Origin of the sequence: Pseudomonas sp. C8002 (genome assembly GCF_013385765.1) — a bacterium.
In the GTDB taxonomy this organism is placed as follows: Bacteria; Pseudomonadota; Gammaproteobacteria; order Pseudomonadales; family Pseudomonadaceae; genus Aquipseudomonas.
In genome coordinates this window covers 42,116-57,923 of record NZ_JACAPJ010000007.1, presented here as the reverse complement: position 1 = coordinate 57,923, position 15,808 = coordinate 42,116, and the positions used below count along the sequence as shown (strand labels likewise).

The 15,808-nt window shown below is 62.6% G+C and carries 15 protein-coding genes; 9 read left to right on the top strand and 6 right to left on the bottom strand.

Annotated elements, in window-relative coordinates:
- Positions 1-40: 40 nt before the first annotated feature.
- Positions 41-943 (bottom strand): LysR family transcriptional regulator, encoded by a 903-nt coding sequence (locus tag HX814_RS11560; RefSeq protein WP_177008521.1) that lies wholly within the window; start codon positions 941-943, stop codon positions 41-43.
- Positions 944-1,043: 100 nt separating this feature from the next.
- On the opposite strand from HX814_RS11560, the gene HX814_RS11555 reads away from it, so the two are divergent.
- Positions 1,044-1,748 (top strand): SDR family oxidoreductase, encoded by a 705-nt coding sequence (locus HX814_RS11555; RefSeq protein ID WP_087693891.1) that lies wholly within the window; start codon positions 1,044-1,046, stop codon positions 1,746-1,748.
- Between the two features lie 65 nt (positions 1,749-1,813).
- On the opposite strand, the gene HX814_RS11550 is transcribed toward HX814_RS11555, so the two are convergent.
- Together HX814_RS11550 and HX814_RS11545 are read right to left on the bottom strand one after the other, a co-directional pair.
- Positions 1,814-2,167 (bottom strand): hypothetical protein, encoded by a 354-nt coding sequence (locus HX814_RS11550; RefSeq protein ID WP_256343948.1) that lies wholly within the window; start codon positions 2,165-2,167, stop codon positions 1,814-1,816.
- A 254-nt stretch (positions 2,168-2,421) separates the two neighbouring features.
- Positions 2,422-3,732 carry an MFS transporter gene (locus tag HX814_RS11545; RefSeq protein ID WP_177008519.1) on the bottom strand — a complete coding sequence of 437 codons (1,311 nt, stop codon included), beginning with the start codon at positions 3,730-3,732 and terminating at the stop codon, positions 2,422-2,424.
- A gap of 161 nt (positions 3,733-3,893) precedes the next feature.
- Between HX814_RS11545 and HX814_RS11540 the strand changes: the two genes are divergently transcribed.
- The 3 genes from HX814_RS11540 to HX814_RS11530 all read left to right on the top strand — a co-directional run bounded on the left by HX814_RS11540 (position 3,894) and on the right by HX814_RS11530 (position 6,828).
- Positions 3,894-5,000, top strand: a complete 1,107-nt coding sequence (locus tag HX814_RS11540) for a sugar diacid recognition domain-containing protein (protein ID WP_003212558.1) — start codon at positions 3,894-3,896, stop codon at positions 4,998-5,000.
- A 91-nt stretch (positions 5,001-5,091) separates the two neighbouring features.
- Positions 5,092-6,237, top strand: a complete 1,146-nt coding sequence (locus tag HX814_RS11535) for a glycerate kinase (RefSeq protein ID WP_177008518.1) — start codon at positions 5,092-5,094, stop codon at positions 6,235-6,237.
- A 78-nt stretch (positions 6,238-6,315) separates the two neighbouring features.
- Positions 6,316-6,828: a GNAT family N-acetyltransferase gene (locus tag HX814_RS11530; RefSeq protein ID WP_177008517.1), complete on the top strand. Its 513-nt coding sequence runs from the start codon at positions 6,316-6,318 to the stop codon at positions 6,826-6,828.
- Here the strand turns inward: HX814_RS11530 and HX814_RS11525 are convergent.
- Positions 6,825-7,520 (bottom strand): aspartate/glutamate racemase family protein, encoded by a 696-nt coding sequence (locus HX814_RS11525; protein ID WP_008432548.1) that lies wholly within the window; start codon positions 7,518-7,520, stop codon positions 6,825-6,827. The two genes, HX814_RS11530 and HX814_RS11525, sit on opposite strands and share 4 nt — an antisense overlap.
- A 126-nt stretch (positions 7,521-7,646) precedes the next feature.
- On the opposite strand from HX814_RS11525, the gene HX814_RS11520 reads away from it, so the two are divergent.
- Complete coding sequence (locus HX814_RS11520; protein WP_003212554.1) at positions 7,647-8,141, top strand: hypothetical protein; 495 nt, start codon at positions 7,647-7,649, stop codon at positions 8,139-8,141.
- 110 nt (positions 8,142-8,251) lie between these two features.
- On the opposite strand, the gene HX814_RS11515 is transcribed toward HX814_RS11520, so the two are convergent.
- Positions 8,252-8,473, bottom strand: coding sequence for a cbb3-type cytochrome c oxidase subunit 3 (locus tag HX814_RS11515; protein WP_177008516.1), 222 nt, complete (start codon positions 8,471-8,473; stop codon positions 8,252-8,254).
- A complete protein-coding gene (ccoN, locus tag HX814_RS11510; protein ID WP_177008515.1) occupies positions 8,473-9,900 on the bottom strand; it encodes a cytochrome-c oxidase, cbb3-type subunit I in 1,428 nt (475 codons plus the stop codon). Before ccoN ends, HX814_RS11515 begins: the two co-directional genes overlap by 1 nt.
- 208 nt (positions 9,901-10,108) lie before the next feature.
- Between ccoN and aldA the strand changes: the two genes are divergently transcribed.
- The 4 genes from aldA to HX814_RS11490 all read left to right on the top strand — a co-directional run bounded on the left by aldA (position 10,109) and on the right by HX814_RS11490 (position 15,777).
- Entirely contained in the window at positions 10,109-11,533 is a 1,425-nt protein-coding gene (gene aldA / locus HX814_RS11505; protein ID WP_177008514.1) for an aldehyde dehydrogenase, read from the top strand.
- A gap of 76 nt (positions 11,534-11,609) precedes the next feature.
- Complete coding sequence (locus HX814_RS11500) at positions 11,610-12,920, top strand: nitrate/nitrite transporter (RefSeq protein ID WP_008432552.1); 1,311 nt, start codon at positions 11,610-11,612, stop codon at positions 12,918-12,920.
- A gap of 1 nt (position 12,921) precedes the next feature.
- Complete coding sequence (locus tag HX814_RS11495; protein ID WP_008432553.1) at positions 12,922-14,139, top strand: mandelate racemase/muconate lactonizing enzyme family protein; 1,218 nt, start codon at positions 12,922-12,924, stop codon at positions 14,137-14,139.
- A gap of 27 nt (positions 14,140-14,166) precedes the next feature.
- Complete coding sequence (locus tag HX814_RS11490) at positions 14,167-15,777, top strand: GMC family oxidoreductase (protein ID WP_177008513.1); 1,611 nt, start codon at positions 14,167-14,169, stop codon at positions 15,775-15,777.
- The last annotated feature ends 31 nt before the right edge of the window (positions 15,778-15,808 follow it).

The window sequence follows — 15,808 nt, the reverse complement described above, 5'->3', positions numbered from 1 at the left end:
AATACCAGAGAGCAAGGCTCTGGAACAAGCCCCGCGACGGTTATTGCGGTAATAGTTCGGCGCAGCGCAGTTGCAGGAAGCGGTGCAGTACCTTGACCCGCTCCGACACCTGCAACCGATGGGGACACATCAGATTGAACGGGGTCGGTTCGCCTTGCCAATCGGTGAGCAACGGCACCAGGCGCCCGGCCTTGATATCGCGCGCTACATCCAGCCGCGCTTTATAGGCGATGCCGTGCCCGGCCAATGCCCAGCGCCGCACGATCTCGCCGTCATCACTGAGGTAGTCGCCGCCGACCTCGACTTCCTGCAGCACCTCGCCCTGGCGAAAGTACCAGGTGTTGTTCGCCCGACCCTGGCGCATATAGCGCAGCGTGTTGTGTTGTGCCAGGTCCTGGGGGAGGCGTGGCGTACCGTGGCGCGCGAGGTAGTCGGGGCTGGCGCACGCCACCCGCGTGTGGTCGGGCACCACCGGCAACGCGACCAGGCTGGAGTCCCGTGGTACGCCGAAGCGCAGGGCGATGTCGACGGTTTCGCGGAACAGGTCGGCATTGCTGTCGTTGAGCAGCAACTGAAGGCGCACGTTCGGGTGTTCGAGCTTGAACTCATCCAGCCAGCCCAGCAGCACATTGCGCCCGAAATCCGAGGGCGCGGCCAATTGCAGTAATCCGCTGAGGCTCTGGCCTTGCTGCTTGACCGCCTGTTCGCCTTCCGACAGCGCCTCCAGGGCCACGCGCACACTGTCGAGGTAGCGCCGGCCTTCTTCGGTCAGGCGCATGCTGCGGGTGGAACGCGCCAGCAGCCGGATGCCCAGGCGGGTTTCCAGGCGCTTGAGGGCAATGCTCGCTGCGGCCGGGGTCAGGCTGAGGCTGCGGGCGGCTGCCGACAGGCTGCCGGTGTCGGCGGTACGTACGAACACTTCAAGGTCGAGGATTGAGCTCATTTGTAAAAATCCTTTAAAGATCTTGTCGTTTTACCGGGATTTTTCAACGATTGCCAAGCTGGGAAGATGAAAGCTCATTTTCTCAGCCAGGTATTTCCCCATGACATCTCCCCTCAACGGCAAAACCATCATCGTCATTGGCGGCAGCAGCGGCATTGGTGCCGCGGTGGCCAAGCAGGCCGTGGCACGCGGTGCCCATGTGGTGCTGGCCGGGCGGCGCTTGTCTTCAACCGTGGAGAACGGGGTGCGCAGCGAGCAGGTGGACGTGACCGACGCAGCCTCATTACAGCGCTTGTTCGAAACCGTGGGGCAGTTTGACCATCTGGTCTACACCGCAGGGCCTGCGGTGCAGGCCAAGGCGTTGATCGAGACCGACCTGAACCTGGCGCAAGACAACTTCAACGTGAAGCTCTGGGGTTCGCTGCGGGCGATCCAGTCGGCGCTGCCATTTCTCGCCGAGCGCGGCAGCATCACCCTGACGTCGGGGCAGTTGGGGCGCAAAACGGTTGCGGGGCAATTCATCAAGACCGGCATCAATGCGGCGACCGAAGCGCTGGGCAAGCAACTGGCCAAGGAACTGGCGCCACGCCGGGTCAATGTGGTCAGCCCGGGCGTGATCGACACCGAGGCGTATGCCGGGTTGTCCGATGAGCAGCGACTGGCAATGTTTGCCAAGGCGGGCGGGGCGTTGCCGGTGGGGCGCGTGGGGCAGGCCGAAGAAGTGGCTGCCGGGTATGTGTTGGCGATGGAGAACGGGTTTATCACCGGTAGCGTGATTGATGTCGACGGCGGCGGATTACTCTAAAGGCAGCTGAATAAAAAAGGTCCCGCTTTCAGGCGGGACCTGCATTATCAGTAATAGGGCCGTGCTTAATAACGTGGCACCGGAACCGGTTGTGGCGGGTAGTAATAGCCTGGAGGCGGCGTCTGGTAATAGACCGGCGGCGGCTGTTGGATGTACACCGGCTGCGGTTGCACGTAAACCGGTTGCTGCTGCACATAGACCGGAGGCTGAGAGTTGGCGACCACCGAACCCACTACGAGACCGCCGACAACCGCACCCAGCAAAGCCGGGCCACCCCAGCCCCAACCACCGCCATGCCCGTACCCATAACCGTGACCCCAGCCATAGCCATATCCTCCACGGGCTTCTGCTTGCCCTGCGATGGCGAGGGTGGCAATGAGCAACATGGCTACTTTCATTTTTGAGAGTCGACTGATCATGATAAGTCCTCTACGTATGCACCGAACCGGTCTTGATAATATCCCCGGGCATAGGCTTCAGACAGCGGTTTCGGACGGGATGATGGAGTACGAAAGTAAAGGCTGGGTAAAGGTTGTAGCCTATTTGTTACCTGGAATGGGCGTAGAGGTTAATACGGCTGTCAGGCAGTTGTTTGCCTATAAAAACACGCCTTTATATGAGCAGATAGATGACCGGCGCCGCCCTCGATATCGCGGCACCGGTCAGCGCTGATTCAAGCCTTGAGTGTGCGCGTCATGCGCAACGCCAACACACTGCCCGCGACGATCACCGCCGCCAGCAGGTACAGCGCCAGGTCCGTAGACCCGGTGGCATCTTTCACAAACCCGACGATATACGGGCTGAGGAACCCCGCCATCTGGCCCATGGAGTTGATCAACGCCAAGCCACCTGCTGCCGCACCTGCGCTGAGCATCGCGGTTGGCACCGGCCAGAACATCGGCAGGCCGGTGAGGGCACCCATGGTGGCGATGGTCAGGCCGAGGATCGCAATGGCCGGCGTGGTTGCAAAGTTCACCGCAATCACCAGCCCGATCGCGCCCATCAGCATCGGCACCACCAGGTGCCAGCGACGCTCCTTGCGCAAGTCGGCAGAGCGGCCCACCAGCAGCATGAACACCGCCGCCAGCAGGTACGGGATCGCACTCAACCATCCAATCACCAGGTTATCGCTGAAGCCCATGTTCTTGATGATCGATGGCAGCCAGAAGTTGATGGCGTACACACCGCTCTGGATGCAGAAGTAGATCAGGCCGAACGCCCAGATCGCCGGGTTCTTGAACACTTCCAGCAGCGAGTCGCTGGTGGTCTTCGGCTTGTTGGCCAGGTCGGTCGCCTGGTCGGCTTCCAGCACCGCGCGCTCATGGGGCTTGAGCCACTTGGCGTTGGCAAAGCTGTCGCTGAGCAGGAAGTAGGCGAGGGCGCCGAGGATCACCGTCGGCACGCCTTGCAGCAGGAACATCCACTGCCAGCCCGCAAGCCCGCCCTGGCCGGCGGCGAAGTGGTTGAGGATCCAGCCGGAGAACGGGCTGCCGAGCAGGCCGGATACCGGAATCGCCGACATGAACAGCGCCATGATCCGCCCACGGCGGAAGGTCGGGAACCACTGCGAGAGGTACAGCACCACGCCCGGGAAGAACCCGGCTTCAGCGGCGCCGGTCAGCAGGCGCAAGCCGTAGAAGTGCGTCGGTGTGGTAACGAACAACAGGCAGGTGGACAGGGCGCCCCAGACGATCATCATCAGCGCAATCCAGCGCCGTGGACCGAATTTGGTCAGCGCCAGGTTGCTCGGCACGCCGCACAGCACGTAGCCGATAAAGAAGATCCCGGCACCGAGGCCGTACACGGTCTCGCTGAATTTCAGGTCGTCGAGCATCTGCAACTTGGCAAAGCCGACGTTGACGCGGTCGAGGTAGTTGAACAGGTAGCAGATGAAAATGAAGGGGATCAGGCGCAGGGTGATGCGCTTGTATACGGCGTTTTTATCGTCATCGGTGGCCTGGGTAACAGCGGCGCTCTGTGACATGGCAGTCTCTCTTTATTATGATTTTTCGCGATGCGAGGGTAACGTTGATCGCCCAACGAGTCTCGGCCACCTCAAGGGGTGCTGTCTTTGTGCTCGCGCACAGTGAAGCATGGTTTGCGCTGTGCCTATGAACAACCGGTTTTTTTCAGGAATTTAGCCCCATGTTCGAGCTGGATCATGACCTGGCGCAGGATATCGTCAATCGCACCATGGCGATCCTGCCCTATAACGTCAACGTCATGGACAGCCAGGGCCTGATCCTGGGCAGCGGCGAACCCGAGCGGATCAACACCCGCCACGAAGGCGCGCAGTTGGTGCTGGCCAACGGGCGGGTGGTGGAAATCGACGGCCAGACCGCCAAGCACCTCAAGGGCGTGCAACCCGGGATCAACCTGCCGCTGCTGCACGACCAGCGCCTGATCGGCGTGCTGGGCATTACCGGTGAGCCGGAATTGCTGCGCACCTATGCCGAACTGGTGCGCATGACCGCCGAAATGCTGGTCAGCCAGCGTCACCAGCAAGCCGAGCAACAATGGCGGCGCCAGCGCTGCGATGATCTGCTGGCACTGCTGCTGGCCGAGACCGGCGATTCGCCGCGCCTGGTGGATGAAGCCCAGCAACTGGGCCTCAAGCCGCAGCTGGCGCGCACGCCGTACCTGTTCGAGCTGGGCAGCGGCCAGTCGGCCGAGGCCTTGAGCGCCTGGCTGACCTCGCGCTACCCCGACAGCTGGTGCGTCAGCTCCGCGCAGTTTTCCCTGCTGTGGTGCCGGCCGGCGTCGGTGCAAGTCGATAACCCACGCCTGCTGGAAAAGCTCGACGGCCTGGGCTGGAACATCCTGCGGGTCGCCGTCGGCGGGCAAGCGGACGGGCTGGCCGGCCTGCGCCGTTGTTACCGGCGAGTCGGCGACCTGCTCGCCTATGGCCGTGATGTGCTGCCCGAATCGCGGTTGCTGACCCTCAATCGCTACCGCCTGCCGGTCATGCTCTGGCGCCACCGCAACGACGACGCCCTCGACGAACTGCTCAACCCGCTGCGCAAGGTACTGGCCAAGGACAGCAACGGCCAGTTGCTGGCGACCCTGCGCAGCTGGTGCGACCACGACGGCCAAAGCCAAGCCTGCGCCGATGCCCTGGGGATCCACCGCAACAGCCTGCGCTACCGCATGGAACGCATCGCCGAGCTGAGCGGCGTCGACCCGCTGACCCTCGACGGCATGCTCGCGTTGTACCTCGGCGTGCAGCTATTGCCGCAAGCTTTGTCCAAATGAACAACAAACCCCAGCCACTCTTGTGCAATGGACCGGCGTTATTGCCGGTGCCAACTGGCAGCATGGGCGTTATAAAAACCGGAGAAAGCCCATGAAAATCATCATCGCCCCCGACTCGTTCAAGGACAGCCTGAGTGCTGAAGGCGTGGCGAATGCCATTGCCGAGGGGTTGGCCAGCGTGTGGCCCGACGCCGAGCTGATCAAGTGCCCGATGGCGGACGGTGGTGAGGGCACGGTGGAATCGGTACTCGCCGCCTGCCAGGGCGAGCTGCGCACCAGCCGTGTGCAAGGGCCATTGGGCGGCAGTGTCGACGCGCATTGGGGCTGGTTGGCCGAGAGCCACACCGCAATCATCGAAATGGCCGAAGCCAGCGGCCTGCAACTCGTGCCACCGGGTCAGCGGAATGCGTGTTCCAGCAGCACCTTCGGCACTGGCGAACTGATCCGCGCCGCCCTGGATGCCGGCGCCCAGCGCATCATCCTGGCCATTGGCGGCAGCGCCACCAACGACGGCGGCGCCGGGGCGATGCTAGCCCTGGGTGTGCAGTTGTTTGATGCCGAGGGAGCAGCGCTGCCCCTTGGCGGCCTGGCGCTGGGCAAGCTGTCGCGCATCAGCCTTGAGCAACTGGACCCCCGCCTGAACGAAGTGCGCTTCGAAATCGCCGCCGACGTGAACAACCCTTTATGCGGTCCTCACGGGGCCTCGGCGATTTTTGGCCCGCAAAAGGGCGCCAATCCCCAGCAAGTCGAACAACTGGATGCGGCCCTCGGCCATTTTGCCGATCACTGCGCCAGGGTATTGCCCAAAGACGTACGCGACGAACCCGGCAGCGGCGCCGCCGGTGGCTTGGGTTTCGCCGCCAAGGCGTTCCTTGGCGCGCAGTTTCGCGCGGGTGTTGAAGTGGTCGCAGAGCTTGTTGGGCTTGAGCAAGCCGTGCGTGGCGCCGACCTGGTGATCACCGGCGAAGGCAGGTTCGACGCCCAGACCCTGCGCGGCAAGACCCCGTTTGGCGTGGCGCGGATCGCCAGGCAGCACAACGTGCCGGTGATCGTGATCGCCGGCACCCTGGGGGATGGCTACGAGCAAATGTACGCCCACGGCGTGGATGCCGCGTTCGCCTTGCCGTCCGGCCCGACTACCCTGGAACAGGCCTGCAGCGAGGCACCGCGCCTGTTGCGCGAGCGCGCCTCGGACATTGCCCGGGTCTGGAAATTGGTGGCTGCGCGTTCCCGATGAGTGCAGTGCAGGGCTCGCCATTCTGGGGCCTTGCCGCCTACACTGGTCGGCCACGTGTTTTTCAAAGGACGAAACACCATGCACACACCTGAACCCAAGATCGTTATCACGCGCTTCACCGAGGCCCATCTTGAAGGCGTCGCTGCGCTCTACAACGACCCGGCTGTATGCCGTCAGGTGCTGCAAATGCCTTTCCAGTCGGTCGAGGGCTGGCGCAAACGCCTGGTGCAGGACAACGAGCGGCGGCTACAGCTGGTGGCGCTGCATGCCGGTGAAGTGATCGGCCAGCTGGGTTTGGAACAGTATTTGCGCGTGCGCCAAAGCCACGTCGGTTCATTCGGCATGGGCGTCGCCACCGCCTGGCAGGGCAAGGGCGTGGGCTCCCGGCTGCTGGGCGCGGCGCTGGAGGTGGCGGATAACTGGATGAACCTGCACCGGGTGGAACTCACGGTGTACGCCGACAACGAAGCCGCCCACCGGCTGTACCACAAGTTCGGCTTCGAGACCGAAGGCCTGCTGCGCGACTACGCCGTGCGTGACGGCGCATTCGTCGACACCCTGACCATGGCGCGCATCCGCAAGCCGGCCTAGTCGTCCTGCAACGCAAACGCCACCGCAGCCTGCGCATGCAGCTCGGTGGTGTCCAGCAAGGGCAGGTCGCTGTGCTGCGGCTTGATCAACAGGCTGATTTCCGTACAGCCGAGGATGATGGCCTGGGCGCCACGGGCGGCCAAAGACTCGATCACCCGCTGGTACACCTCGCGCGATGCGTCGCTGATCACCCCGACGCACAACTCTTCGTAAATGATCCGGTGCACGGCCTGGCGCTCTTCAGCGTCGGGCACCAGCACGGTCAGCCCCTGCGCCGCCAGGCGTGACTTGAGAAACTCCTGCTCCATGGTAAACGCGGTACCCAGCAGGCCAACGCTCAGGGTGCCAGCTTCCACGGCCGCCGCGCCGGCAGCGTCTGCAATATGCAGAAACGGTATCGACACCGCCGCTTCAATCTGCGGCGCTACCAGGTGCATGGTGTTGGTACACAGCACGATGCATTCGGCGCCACCGGCTTGCAGGCGGCGGGCGGCGTCTTCGAGGATCAGCGCCGCATCGTCCCAGCGCCCGGCGTGCTGGGCCTGCTCCACCGGGCCGAAGTCGACGCTGTACATCAACAGTTGTGCCGAGCGCAGCGGCCCGAGCTGGTCGCGCACGTTCTGGTTGATGATGCGGTAATACTCGGCGCTGGACTCCCAGCTCATACCGCCGATAAGGCCGATGGTGCGCATGCGATGCTCCTGAATTGGACGGGCGAGGGCACCACATTACCCGCGCGCTGCGCTTTAGTCATACGCCGGTGTGCGGCATCTGCCATGATCAAGGCTCGCAACATGGGTCACCCAAGGAACACGGCAATGGACGATGTACAACAACTGGGCGAGATGCTGCGTCATTACGCCGACAGCGAAGCCCACAAGAAACAGCAGTTCGAAGTGCAGTCGGCCCATTGGGCGCAGAAGATCGGCGAGTTGTTCGGCCAGATCGAGCAGTGGCTTGCGCCTGTGAAGACCGTCGGTTTGCTGGAAGTGCAGCGCGAGGCGTACGTGGCTTCCGGCCCCAGCGTGCCGGTGGAGACCTCCACCTTCAAGACCGAGAAACTGACCATCCATATCGCCGGCAAACCGGTGGAGTTCGTGCCGGATGTGATGGGCGCCGGCGGTTTGATTTCGCTGTCGGTGATGGGCTTGACCGCTGCCCGCTACGGCAGCATTTCCCTGGTATTGCTGCCGGGGAAAAACGACTGGCTGTGGAAGAAAACCAACGGTTTGAAAGACCCGGATACGTTCGGCTTCGATGCCAACTTCCTGGCGTTGCAGTTGCAGAGCCTGATTCCCCGCGAACGCGGCTAGTCGCTCAATGTGGTGCTTGTGTGGGAGCGGGCTTGCTCGCGAAAGCGGTGTGTCAGTCGCTGTATATGTTGACTGAACCACCGCATTCGCGAGCAAGCCCGCTCCCACAATTAGATCTCTATATTGCCCCAGTCCTGCTTTGTTTCCTCAGGCGCCACCGCGTTGACCCGCTTGCCCGTGGCCAGCTCCACCCGCCGCGCCACTTCCGGGTCATCGGCGAACGGCGTCAGGCTGGCCTCATCCAGGCTCTCCTTCGACTGGCCCCGCAGGCAATACTCCACCGCGCCATACAGGCCGATCACCGCCGCCAGGCTCAGCGCTATCTCCCACATCAGGCGATCTGCGCGTCAAGCTGCGCCACCTTCAAATCCGCCACACGCACGGTGCGCCAGGTGTTGTACGCCATCAGCAACATGCCGCTGAGGAAGAACACCCCGCCGACGAATCGCACCACAAATCCCGGATGGCTGGCCTGTAACGCTTCCACAAACGAGTAGGTGAGGGTGCCGTCATCGTTCACCGCCCGCCACATCAGGCCCTGGGTGATGCCGTTGACCCACATCGACGCGATGTACAGCACCGTGCCGATGGTCGCCAGCCAGAAGTGCATATTGATCAGCCCCACACTGTGCATCTGCGCGCGCCCGAAGATTTTCGGGATCATGTGGTACAGCGAGCCAAACGTGATCATCGCCACCCAGCCCAGGGCGCCGGCGTGGACGTGGCCGATGGTCCAGTCGGTGTAATGGGAGAGGGCGTTGACGGTCTTGATCGCCATCATCGGCCCTTCAAAGGTCGACATCCCGTAGAACGCCAGCGACAGCACCAGGAAGCGCAGGATCGGGTCGGTGCGCAATTTATGCCAGGCCCCGGAAAGCGTCATCATGCCGTTGATCATCCCGCCCCAGCTCGGCGCCAGCAGGATCAGCGACATCGCCATCCCCAGCGACTGCGCCCAGTCCGGCAGCGCGGTGTAGTGCAGGTGGTGCGGACCGGCCCAGATGTACAGGGTGATCAGCGCCCAGAAGTGCACGATGGACAGGCGATAGGAATACACCGGCCGCCCGACCTGCTTCGGCACGAAGTAGTACATCATCCCCAGGAAACCGGTGGTCAGGAAGAACCCCACGGCGTTGTGCCCGTACCACCACTGCACCATCGCGTCGGTGGCCCCGGAATACACCGGGTAGGACTTGAACCAGTCCACCGGGATCGACAGGTGATTGATCACGTGCAGCATGGCGATCACCACGATAAATGCACCGAAGAACCAGTTGCCGACGTAGATGTGCTGGGTCTTGCGCTGCACCACAGTGGTGAAAAACACGATCGCATAGGCCACCCACACCACGGTCATCCACACCGCGCCGCTGAACTCGATCTCGGCGTATTCCTTGGTGGTGGTGTAGCCCAGTGGCAGGCTGACCAGCATGATCACGATCACCGACTGCCAGCCCCAAAAGGTAAAGGCAGCGAGCTTGTCCGAGTACAGCCGTACCTGGCAGGTGCGCTGTACTGCGTAGTAGCTGGCGGCGAATTGCGCGCTGCCGGCAAAGCCGAAAATCACCAGGCTGGTGTGCAGCGGGCGCAGGCGCCCGAAGGTGGTCCACGGCAGGTCGAGGTTCATCTCGGGCCACACCAGTTGCGAGGCGATCCACACGCCCATGGCCATGCCGACCACGCCCCAGACGATGGTTGCAATGACGAATTGACGCACGACCTTGTAGTTGTAGGCCTGTGCGGTTGATGGTGGTTGCATGCTTAGTCCTCCCACGGTTCCAAGTGGGCGGCACTGTAGGAAGTATGGGTAGAACAATACAGACTCAGACCCGGGTCATTAATACGGATCAGCCACTAACCTGCATTTTCCGCACGTTACCCCCGTCAATAAATCGTTTGTCCAACCCCCGCCCAATGACAAAACTGCAAGTCACTCGCAAAACAACAACGATTGGGCAAAAAACCATATGCAAATCGAGCGCAACTTTTACAACGGCCACTTCGCCGAACCTGCCAGCACCGCCCAAATCGCGGTCTACAACCCCGCGACCGAGGCCCAGGTAGGCCGGGTGTCCGCCGCCACCCCTGATGAAGCCATTGCGGCCGTCGATGCCGCCGCCAGCGCACAGAAAACCTGGGGCAAGCTCACCAGCATCCAGCGCGCCGAACACCTGCGGGCTTTCGCCGCCGCCCTCGAAACCTGCGCTGAAAGCATAGGCCGGGCGCTGGCCAGCGAATCCGGCAAAAGCCTCGACGACGCCAGCAACGAAGCGCGCTACGCCGCCCAGATCACCCGCTACCACGCCGAATGGGCACGCCGCATCGAAGGCGAAATCATCCCCAGCGACACCCCGGACGAAAACCTGTTCCTGCAACGCGAGCCTATTGGCGTCGTGGCTTGCCTGATTCCGTTCAACTACCCGGTCTATACCCTGCTGCGCAAAATCGCCCCGGCGCTGATTGCCGGCAACACCGTGGTGGTGCGCCCGAGCAACAACACGCCGTTGTCCGCCTTTGAAATCGCCCGCGCCGTCGAGCAGTCGGGCATGCCGGCCGGCGTGATCAACATCCTGACCATGGACCACGCCACCGCCGCCGCCCTGTGCACCCACAAGGCCGTGGGCCTGATCACCCTGACCGGCAGCGTCAACGCCGGGCGCATCGTGCTCGACTACTGCAAGGCCAACATCGCCAAGCCGTCCCTGGAGCTGGGCGGCAAGACCCCGGCGATCATCGAGGCCGACGCCGACCTGGAAAAAGCCGCCAGCGACATCATCGCTTCCAAGACCACCCACTGCGGCCAACTGTGCACGGCCGTCGAGCGGGTGTATGTGCAGGAAAGCGTCTATGACCGATTCCTGGCCCTGCTCAAGGCCAAGATCGGCGCCGTCAAATTCGGTGACCGTGCCACGGATGCGGGCCTGATGGGCCCACTGGTCAACGCCAGCTCCCGGCAGAATATTCACGCCATGGTCGAGCGCGCCATCGCCGACGGTGCTGTACTGGAAACAGGCGGCGTACTCCCCGACGGCCCGGGCCATTTCTACCCGCCGACGCTGCTCAGCGCCTGCCGCCAGGACATGGAAATCATCCAGGAAGAAATCTTCGGCCCGGTGCTGCCGGTGCTCAAGTACCGCGATATCGACGAAGCGCTGGCCATGGCCAACGATCACCAGTTCGGCCTGTCGTCGGTGCTCTATACCGAGAACTACCGCACGGCCATGAAAGTCGCCAACGCCATCGAGGCCGGCGAGTTGTACGTCAATCGCACCCCGGCCGACCCTTACCAGGGTTTCCACGCCGGCTGGAAACGCTCAGGGCTGGGCGGCGATGACGGCAAGCACGGGATGCTTGAATTCACCCAGACCCGTTTGGTGGTCATGAAGTACTGATTCACCGACCACCGGCTTCACCTCAATAAAAACAATTATCGGGGCACCTGCACAGTGGGTGCTCGAGGTCTACAAGATGTCCAAGCCTGCACCCGTTGCCCAGGGTTTCGATGCCGTGTCCGCGGCTAAAAGCGACAAAGCCAGTCGCTACTTCCAATTGATGTTGCTGGTATTGGCTGCCGGGGCGATCTACCCGATCCTCTACCTGCGCCAGGTCTACCAGACCACCATGCTCGAGGTGTTCCAGATCAACCACAGCCAGCTGGGTTATCTGTACTCGATGCTCGGTACGATCTTCCTGCTCAGCTACCTGCCGAGCGGCTGGTTGGCCGATCGCCTGCCGCCACGCTTCCTGATCTTCTTTTCGTTGGTGGCCACCGGGGCCCTGGGTATCTGGTACTCCACTGTGCCGTCGATGACCGGCCTGATGATCATCTTCGGCTGCTGGGGCCTGACCACCGGCCTGACCTTCTGGGCTTCGGTGCTCAAGCGGGTGAAGATGATCGCCCATCACAGTGAGCAGGGCCGTTTCTTCGGCATCCTCGACGGCGGCCGTGGCCTGGTGGAAGCCTTGCTGGCGACCGTGGCCCTGGGGCTGTTCGCCTACGCCACCGAGACCCGCAGCCAAACTGCGGCCGAAGGCTTCAAGCACGTGGTCTACCTGTATTCGTTCGTGTGTATCGCCATTGGTTGTGTGCTGGTGCTGCTCAAGGACCCCAAGTCCATGGCCGAAACTGCGGCGGTCGAGAAGGGCAAGTTCAACCTGATCGCCGACCTCACCACCCTGGTGAAAATCCCCGAGCTGTGGCTGGTGACCGCCATCGTGTTCTGCGGTTACCACATGTTCTGGGCCACCTACAGCTTCTCCGATTACCTGCAAGGCAGCGGCATGACCGCCGTGATGGCCGGCACCATCACCACCATCAAGTTGTGGATGCGACCCATCGGCGGGATCGGCGGCGGCTGGCTGGGGGACAAGTTTTCGAACATCTCGGTGCTGATCGTCGCGCTGATGCTGGTGACCCTGGCGATGGTCGGCCTGATCGTGTTCCCGGCCATTGGCAGCCTCGGCTTACTGATCGGCACGGTGATCTTTATCGGCCTGATGACCTACGCGATTCGCGGCCTGTATTGGGCGATCCTCGACAGCTGCGACATCCCGCTGCGCATCACCGGCCTGGCCATCGGCATCGTCTCGGTGGTGGGTTACCTGCCGGACACCTTTATCCCGCTGATCAATGGTTACCTCACCGACACATACCCGGGGCAGGTCGGCTACAACCTGTACTTCGGCTACATCGCCTTCATCGGCGTGCTCGGGACCCTCGCGGCCCTGACCTTGCGCGCCCGGATCAATCGTAAAAAATTCAACCAGACAGGTGCCTGAGATGAAAATCGTCGCCCTTGAAACCCATATTGTCGCCGTACCGCCACCGCACATCGGCGGCATGTATTGGCTGTTCGTCAAACTGAAAACCGACTGCGGCATCGAAGGCGTGGGCGAGATCTACGCCGCCACCTTCGGCCCCAAGGCCATGCTGCCGATCATCGAGGACGTGTTCGAGCGCTACCTGCTCAACCACGACCCGCACCACATCGAGCGCTTCTTCCGCCAGGCGTACTCCAGCGGCTTCACCCAGCGCCCCGATCTGACCATGATGGGGGTGGTCAGCGGCTTGGAAATGGCCTGCTGGGACATCATCGGCAAGGCCGCCAACAAACCGGTCTATGAGTTGCTGGGGGGCAAGGTCAACGAACGCCTGCGTTCCTACACCTACCTGTACCCGGTCAACAGCAAGGGCGAGTACGACTACGACGACCCGGACCTGGCCGCCGAATGCGCGATCGAGAACATGAACAAGGGCTTCACCGCCGTGAAGTTCGACCCGGCAGGCCCGTACACTGCGTACTCCGGCCACCAGATCTCCCTGGAAGTGCTGGAACGCTGCGAAACCTTCTGCCGCAAGATTCGCGAGGCGGTGGGCGACAAGTGCGACCTGCTGTTCGGCACCCACGGGCAGATGGTGCCGTCGTCGGCGATTCGCCTGGCCAAGCGCCTGGAGAAATACGACCCGCTGTGGTTCGAAGAACCGGTGCCACCAGGCCAGGAAGAGGCCATGGCCCAGGTCGCGGCGAAGACCAGCATTCCCATCGCCACCGGCGAGCGCCTGACCACCAAGTACGAGTTCTTCAAGCTCTTGCAGGCCGGTGGTGCATCGATCCTGCAAATGAACGTGGCCCGCTGCGGCGGCCTGCTGGAAGCCAAGAAAATCGCGAGCATGGCCGAGGCCTACTACGCGCAGATCGCCCCGCACCTGTACAACGGACCGATCGGCGCAGCGGCGAGTTTCCAGTTGGCCACGTGCACGCCGAATTTCCTGATCCAGGAAAGCATCATGACCTGGGGCGGTTTCCATGCCGAAGTGCTGACCAAGCCGCTGCAATGGGAGGACGGCTACATCATCCCGTCCACCGAGCCGGGCCTTGGGGTGGAGCTGAACATGGACGTGGTGCGCAAGCACACGCCGTACACCGGCGAGCGGCTGCACCTGCAAATGGCGCCCACGCCTGCTGACGTGAAAGACACTTCGCCCGCCAAGGGCTAAAAAAAACGACTTATGCGGTAACCGTGAATGACATACGACTACATCATCGCCGGCGCCGGCGCCGCAGGTTGCGTCCTGGCCAACCGACTCTCCGCCTCGGGCGAGCATTCGGTACTGCTGCTGGAAGCCGGCGGCAAGGACAGCTCCTGGTGGTTCAAGATCCCGGTCGGTTTCGCCAAGATGTACTACAACCCGACCTTCAACTGGATGTACTACAGCCAGCCGCAAAAACAGCTGGCCGACCGTGCCATCTATGCCCCGCGGGGGAAGGTGCAGGGCGGTTCCGGCTCGATCAACGCCATGATCTACGTGCGCGGCCAGGCCCATGATTTCGATGACTGGGCGGCCAATGGCAACGACGGCTGGGGCTTCAAGGACGTGCTGCCGTACTTCCGCAAGCTGGAAAATCACCCCCTGGGCGACACCGAATACCACGGCAGCAGCGGCCCCATCAGCATCACCCCGATGAAGGGCCAGACCCATGCCATCTGCGATGTATTTCTCAAGGGCTGCGAGCAATTGGGCTATGGCCTGAGCGATGACTTCAACGGGCCGAACTTCGAAGGTGCGGGCCTCTACGACGTCAACACCCGCAACGGTGAGCGCTGCTCCAGCAGCTTTGCGCACCTGCACCCGGCGTTGGGTAGGCCGAACCTGACCGTGGAGTTGCATGCGCTGGTAGACCGCGTGCTGTTCGACGATCAGCAGCGCGCCACCGGCATCAGCGTGACCCAGCACGGCGTGGTTCGCACCTTTACCGCGCGCAAGGAGGTGATCCTGTGCGCCGGGGCGGTGGATACGCCGAAGATCCTGCAACTGTCGGGTGTGGCGGACAAGCAATTGCTCGCCGAACACAACATCCCGCTGGTCAAGGACCTGCCTGCAGTGGGGCAGAACCTGCAGGACCACCTCTGCGCCAGCTATTACTACAAGGCCAATATCCCGACCCTGAACGACCAGCTCAGTTCGCTGTTTGGCCAGGTCAAACTCGGCCTCAAATACCTGCTGACCCGCAAGGGCGCGCTGGCCATGAGCGTCAACCAGGCCGGCGGGTTCTTTCGCGGCAACGAAGGGCAGGCGCACCCCAATCTGCAGCTGTACTTCAACCCGCTGTCGTACCAGATCCCGAAAAACAACAAGGCCAGCCTCAAGCCCGAGCCGTATTCAGGCTTCCTGCTGTGCTTCAACCCGTGCCGGCCTACCAGCCGCGGGACGATCCGCATCGCCTCGAAAAACCCACGGGACGCGGCCTTGATCGACCCCAACTACCTGAGTACCCGGAAGGACATCGACGAGGTGATCCAGGGCAGCCGGCTGATGCGCAAGATCATGCAGGCGCCGGCGCTCAAGGGCGTGACGGTGGCCGAGGTATTGCCGGGGCCGGCGGTGCAAACCGATGAGCAGATGCTGCAGTACTTCCGCGAGAACAGCGGCTCGATCTATCACCTGTGTGGCTCATGCGCCATGGGCTCGGACCCGCTGGTGTCGGTGGTGGACAAGCGCCTGAAGGTGCACGGGATGCAAGGGCTGCGGATTGTCGATGCGTCGATTTTCCCCAACGTGACCTCGGGCAATACCCATGCGGCGGTGTTGATGGTGGCGGAGAAGGGCGCGGATCTGATCCTGCAGGATGCCTGAATTGATCGTTCCCACGCTCTGCGTGGGAATG

Excerpts from the sequence above, each read along its gene's own strand:
- HX814_RS11520 (WP_003212554.1), top strand. The coding sequence starts at position 7,647 with ATGGACGATGTACAACAACTGGGCGAGATGCTGCGTCATTACGCCGAC.
- HX814_RS11550 (WP_256343948.1), bottom strand. The coding sequence starts at position 2,167 with ATGATCAGTCGACTCTCAAAAATGAAAGTAGCCATGTTGCTCATTGCC.
- aldA (WP_177008514.1), top strand. The coding sequence starts at position 10,109 with ATGCAAATCGAGCGCAACTTTTACAACGGCCACTTCGCCGAACCTGCC.
- HX814_RS11535 (WP_177008518.1), top strand. The coding sequence starts at position 5,092 with ATGAAAATCATCATCGCCCCCGACTCGTTCAAGGACAGCCTGAGTGCT.
- HX814_RS11490 (WP_177008513.1), top strand. The coding sequence starts at position 14,167 with ATGACATACGACTACATCATCGCCGGCGCCGGCGCCGCAGGTTGCGTC.
- ccoN (WP_177008515.1), bottom strand. The coding sequence starts at position 9,900 with ATGCAACCACCATCAACCGCACAGGCCTACAACTACAAGGTCGTGCGT.
- HX814_RS11525 (WP_008432548.1), bottom strand. The coding sequence starts at position 7,520 with ATGCGCACCATCGGCCTTATCGGCGGTATGAGCTGGGAGTCCAGCGCC.
- HX814_RS11545 (WP_177008519.1), bottom strand. The coding sequence starts at position 3,732 with ATGTCACAGAGCGCCGCTGTTACCCAGGCCACCGATGACGATAAAAAC.
- HX814_RS11500 (WP_008432552.1), top strand. The coding sequence starts at position 11,610 with ATGTCCAAGCCTGCACCCGTTGCCCAGGGTTTCGATGCCGTGTCCGCG.
- HX814_RS11540 (WP_003212558.1), top strand. The coding sequence starts at position 3,894 with ATGTTCGAGCTGGATCATGACCTGGCGCAGGATATCGTCAATCGCACC.
- HX814_RS11555 (WP_087693891.1), top strand. The coding sequence starts at position 1,044 with ATGACATCTCCCCTCAACGGCAAAACCATCATCGTCATTGGCGGCAGC.
- HX814_RS11530 (WP_177008517.1), top strand. The coding sequence starts at position 6,316 with ATGCACACACCTGAACCCAAGATCGTTATCACGCGCTTCACCGAGGCC.
- HX814_RS11495 (WP_008432553.1), top strand. The coding sequence starts at position 12,922 with ATGAAAATCGTCGCCCTTGAAACCCATATTGTCGCCGTACCGCCACCG.
- HX814_RS11560 (WP_177008521.1), bottom strand. The coding sequence starts at position 943 with ATGAGCTCAATCCTCGACCTTGAAGTGTTCGTACGTACCGCCGACACC.
- HX814_RS11515 (WP_177008516.1), bottom strand. The coding sequence starts at position 8,473 with ATGTGGGAGATAGCGCTGAGCCTGGCGGCGGTGATCGGCCTGTATGGC.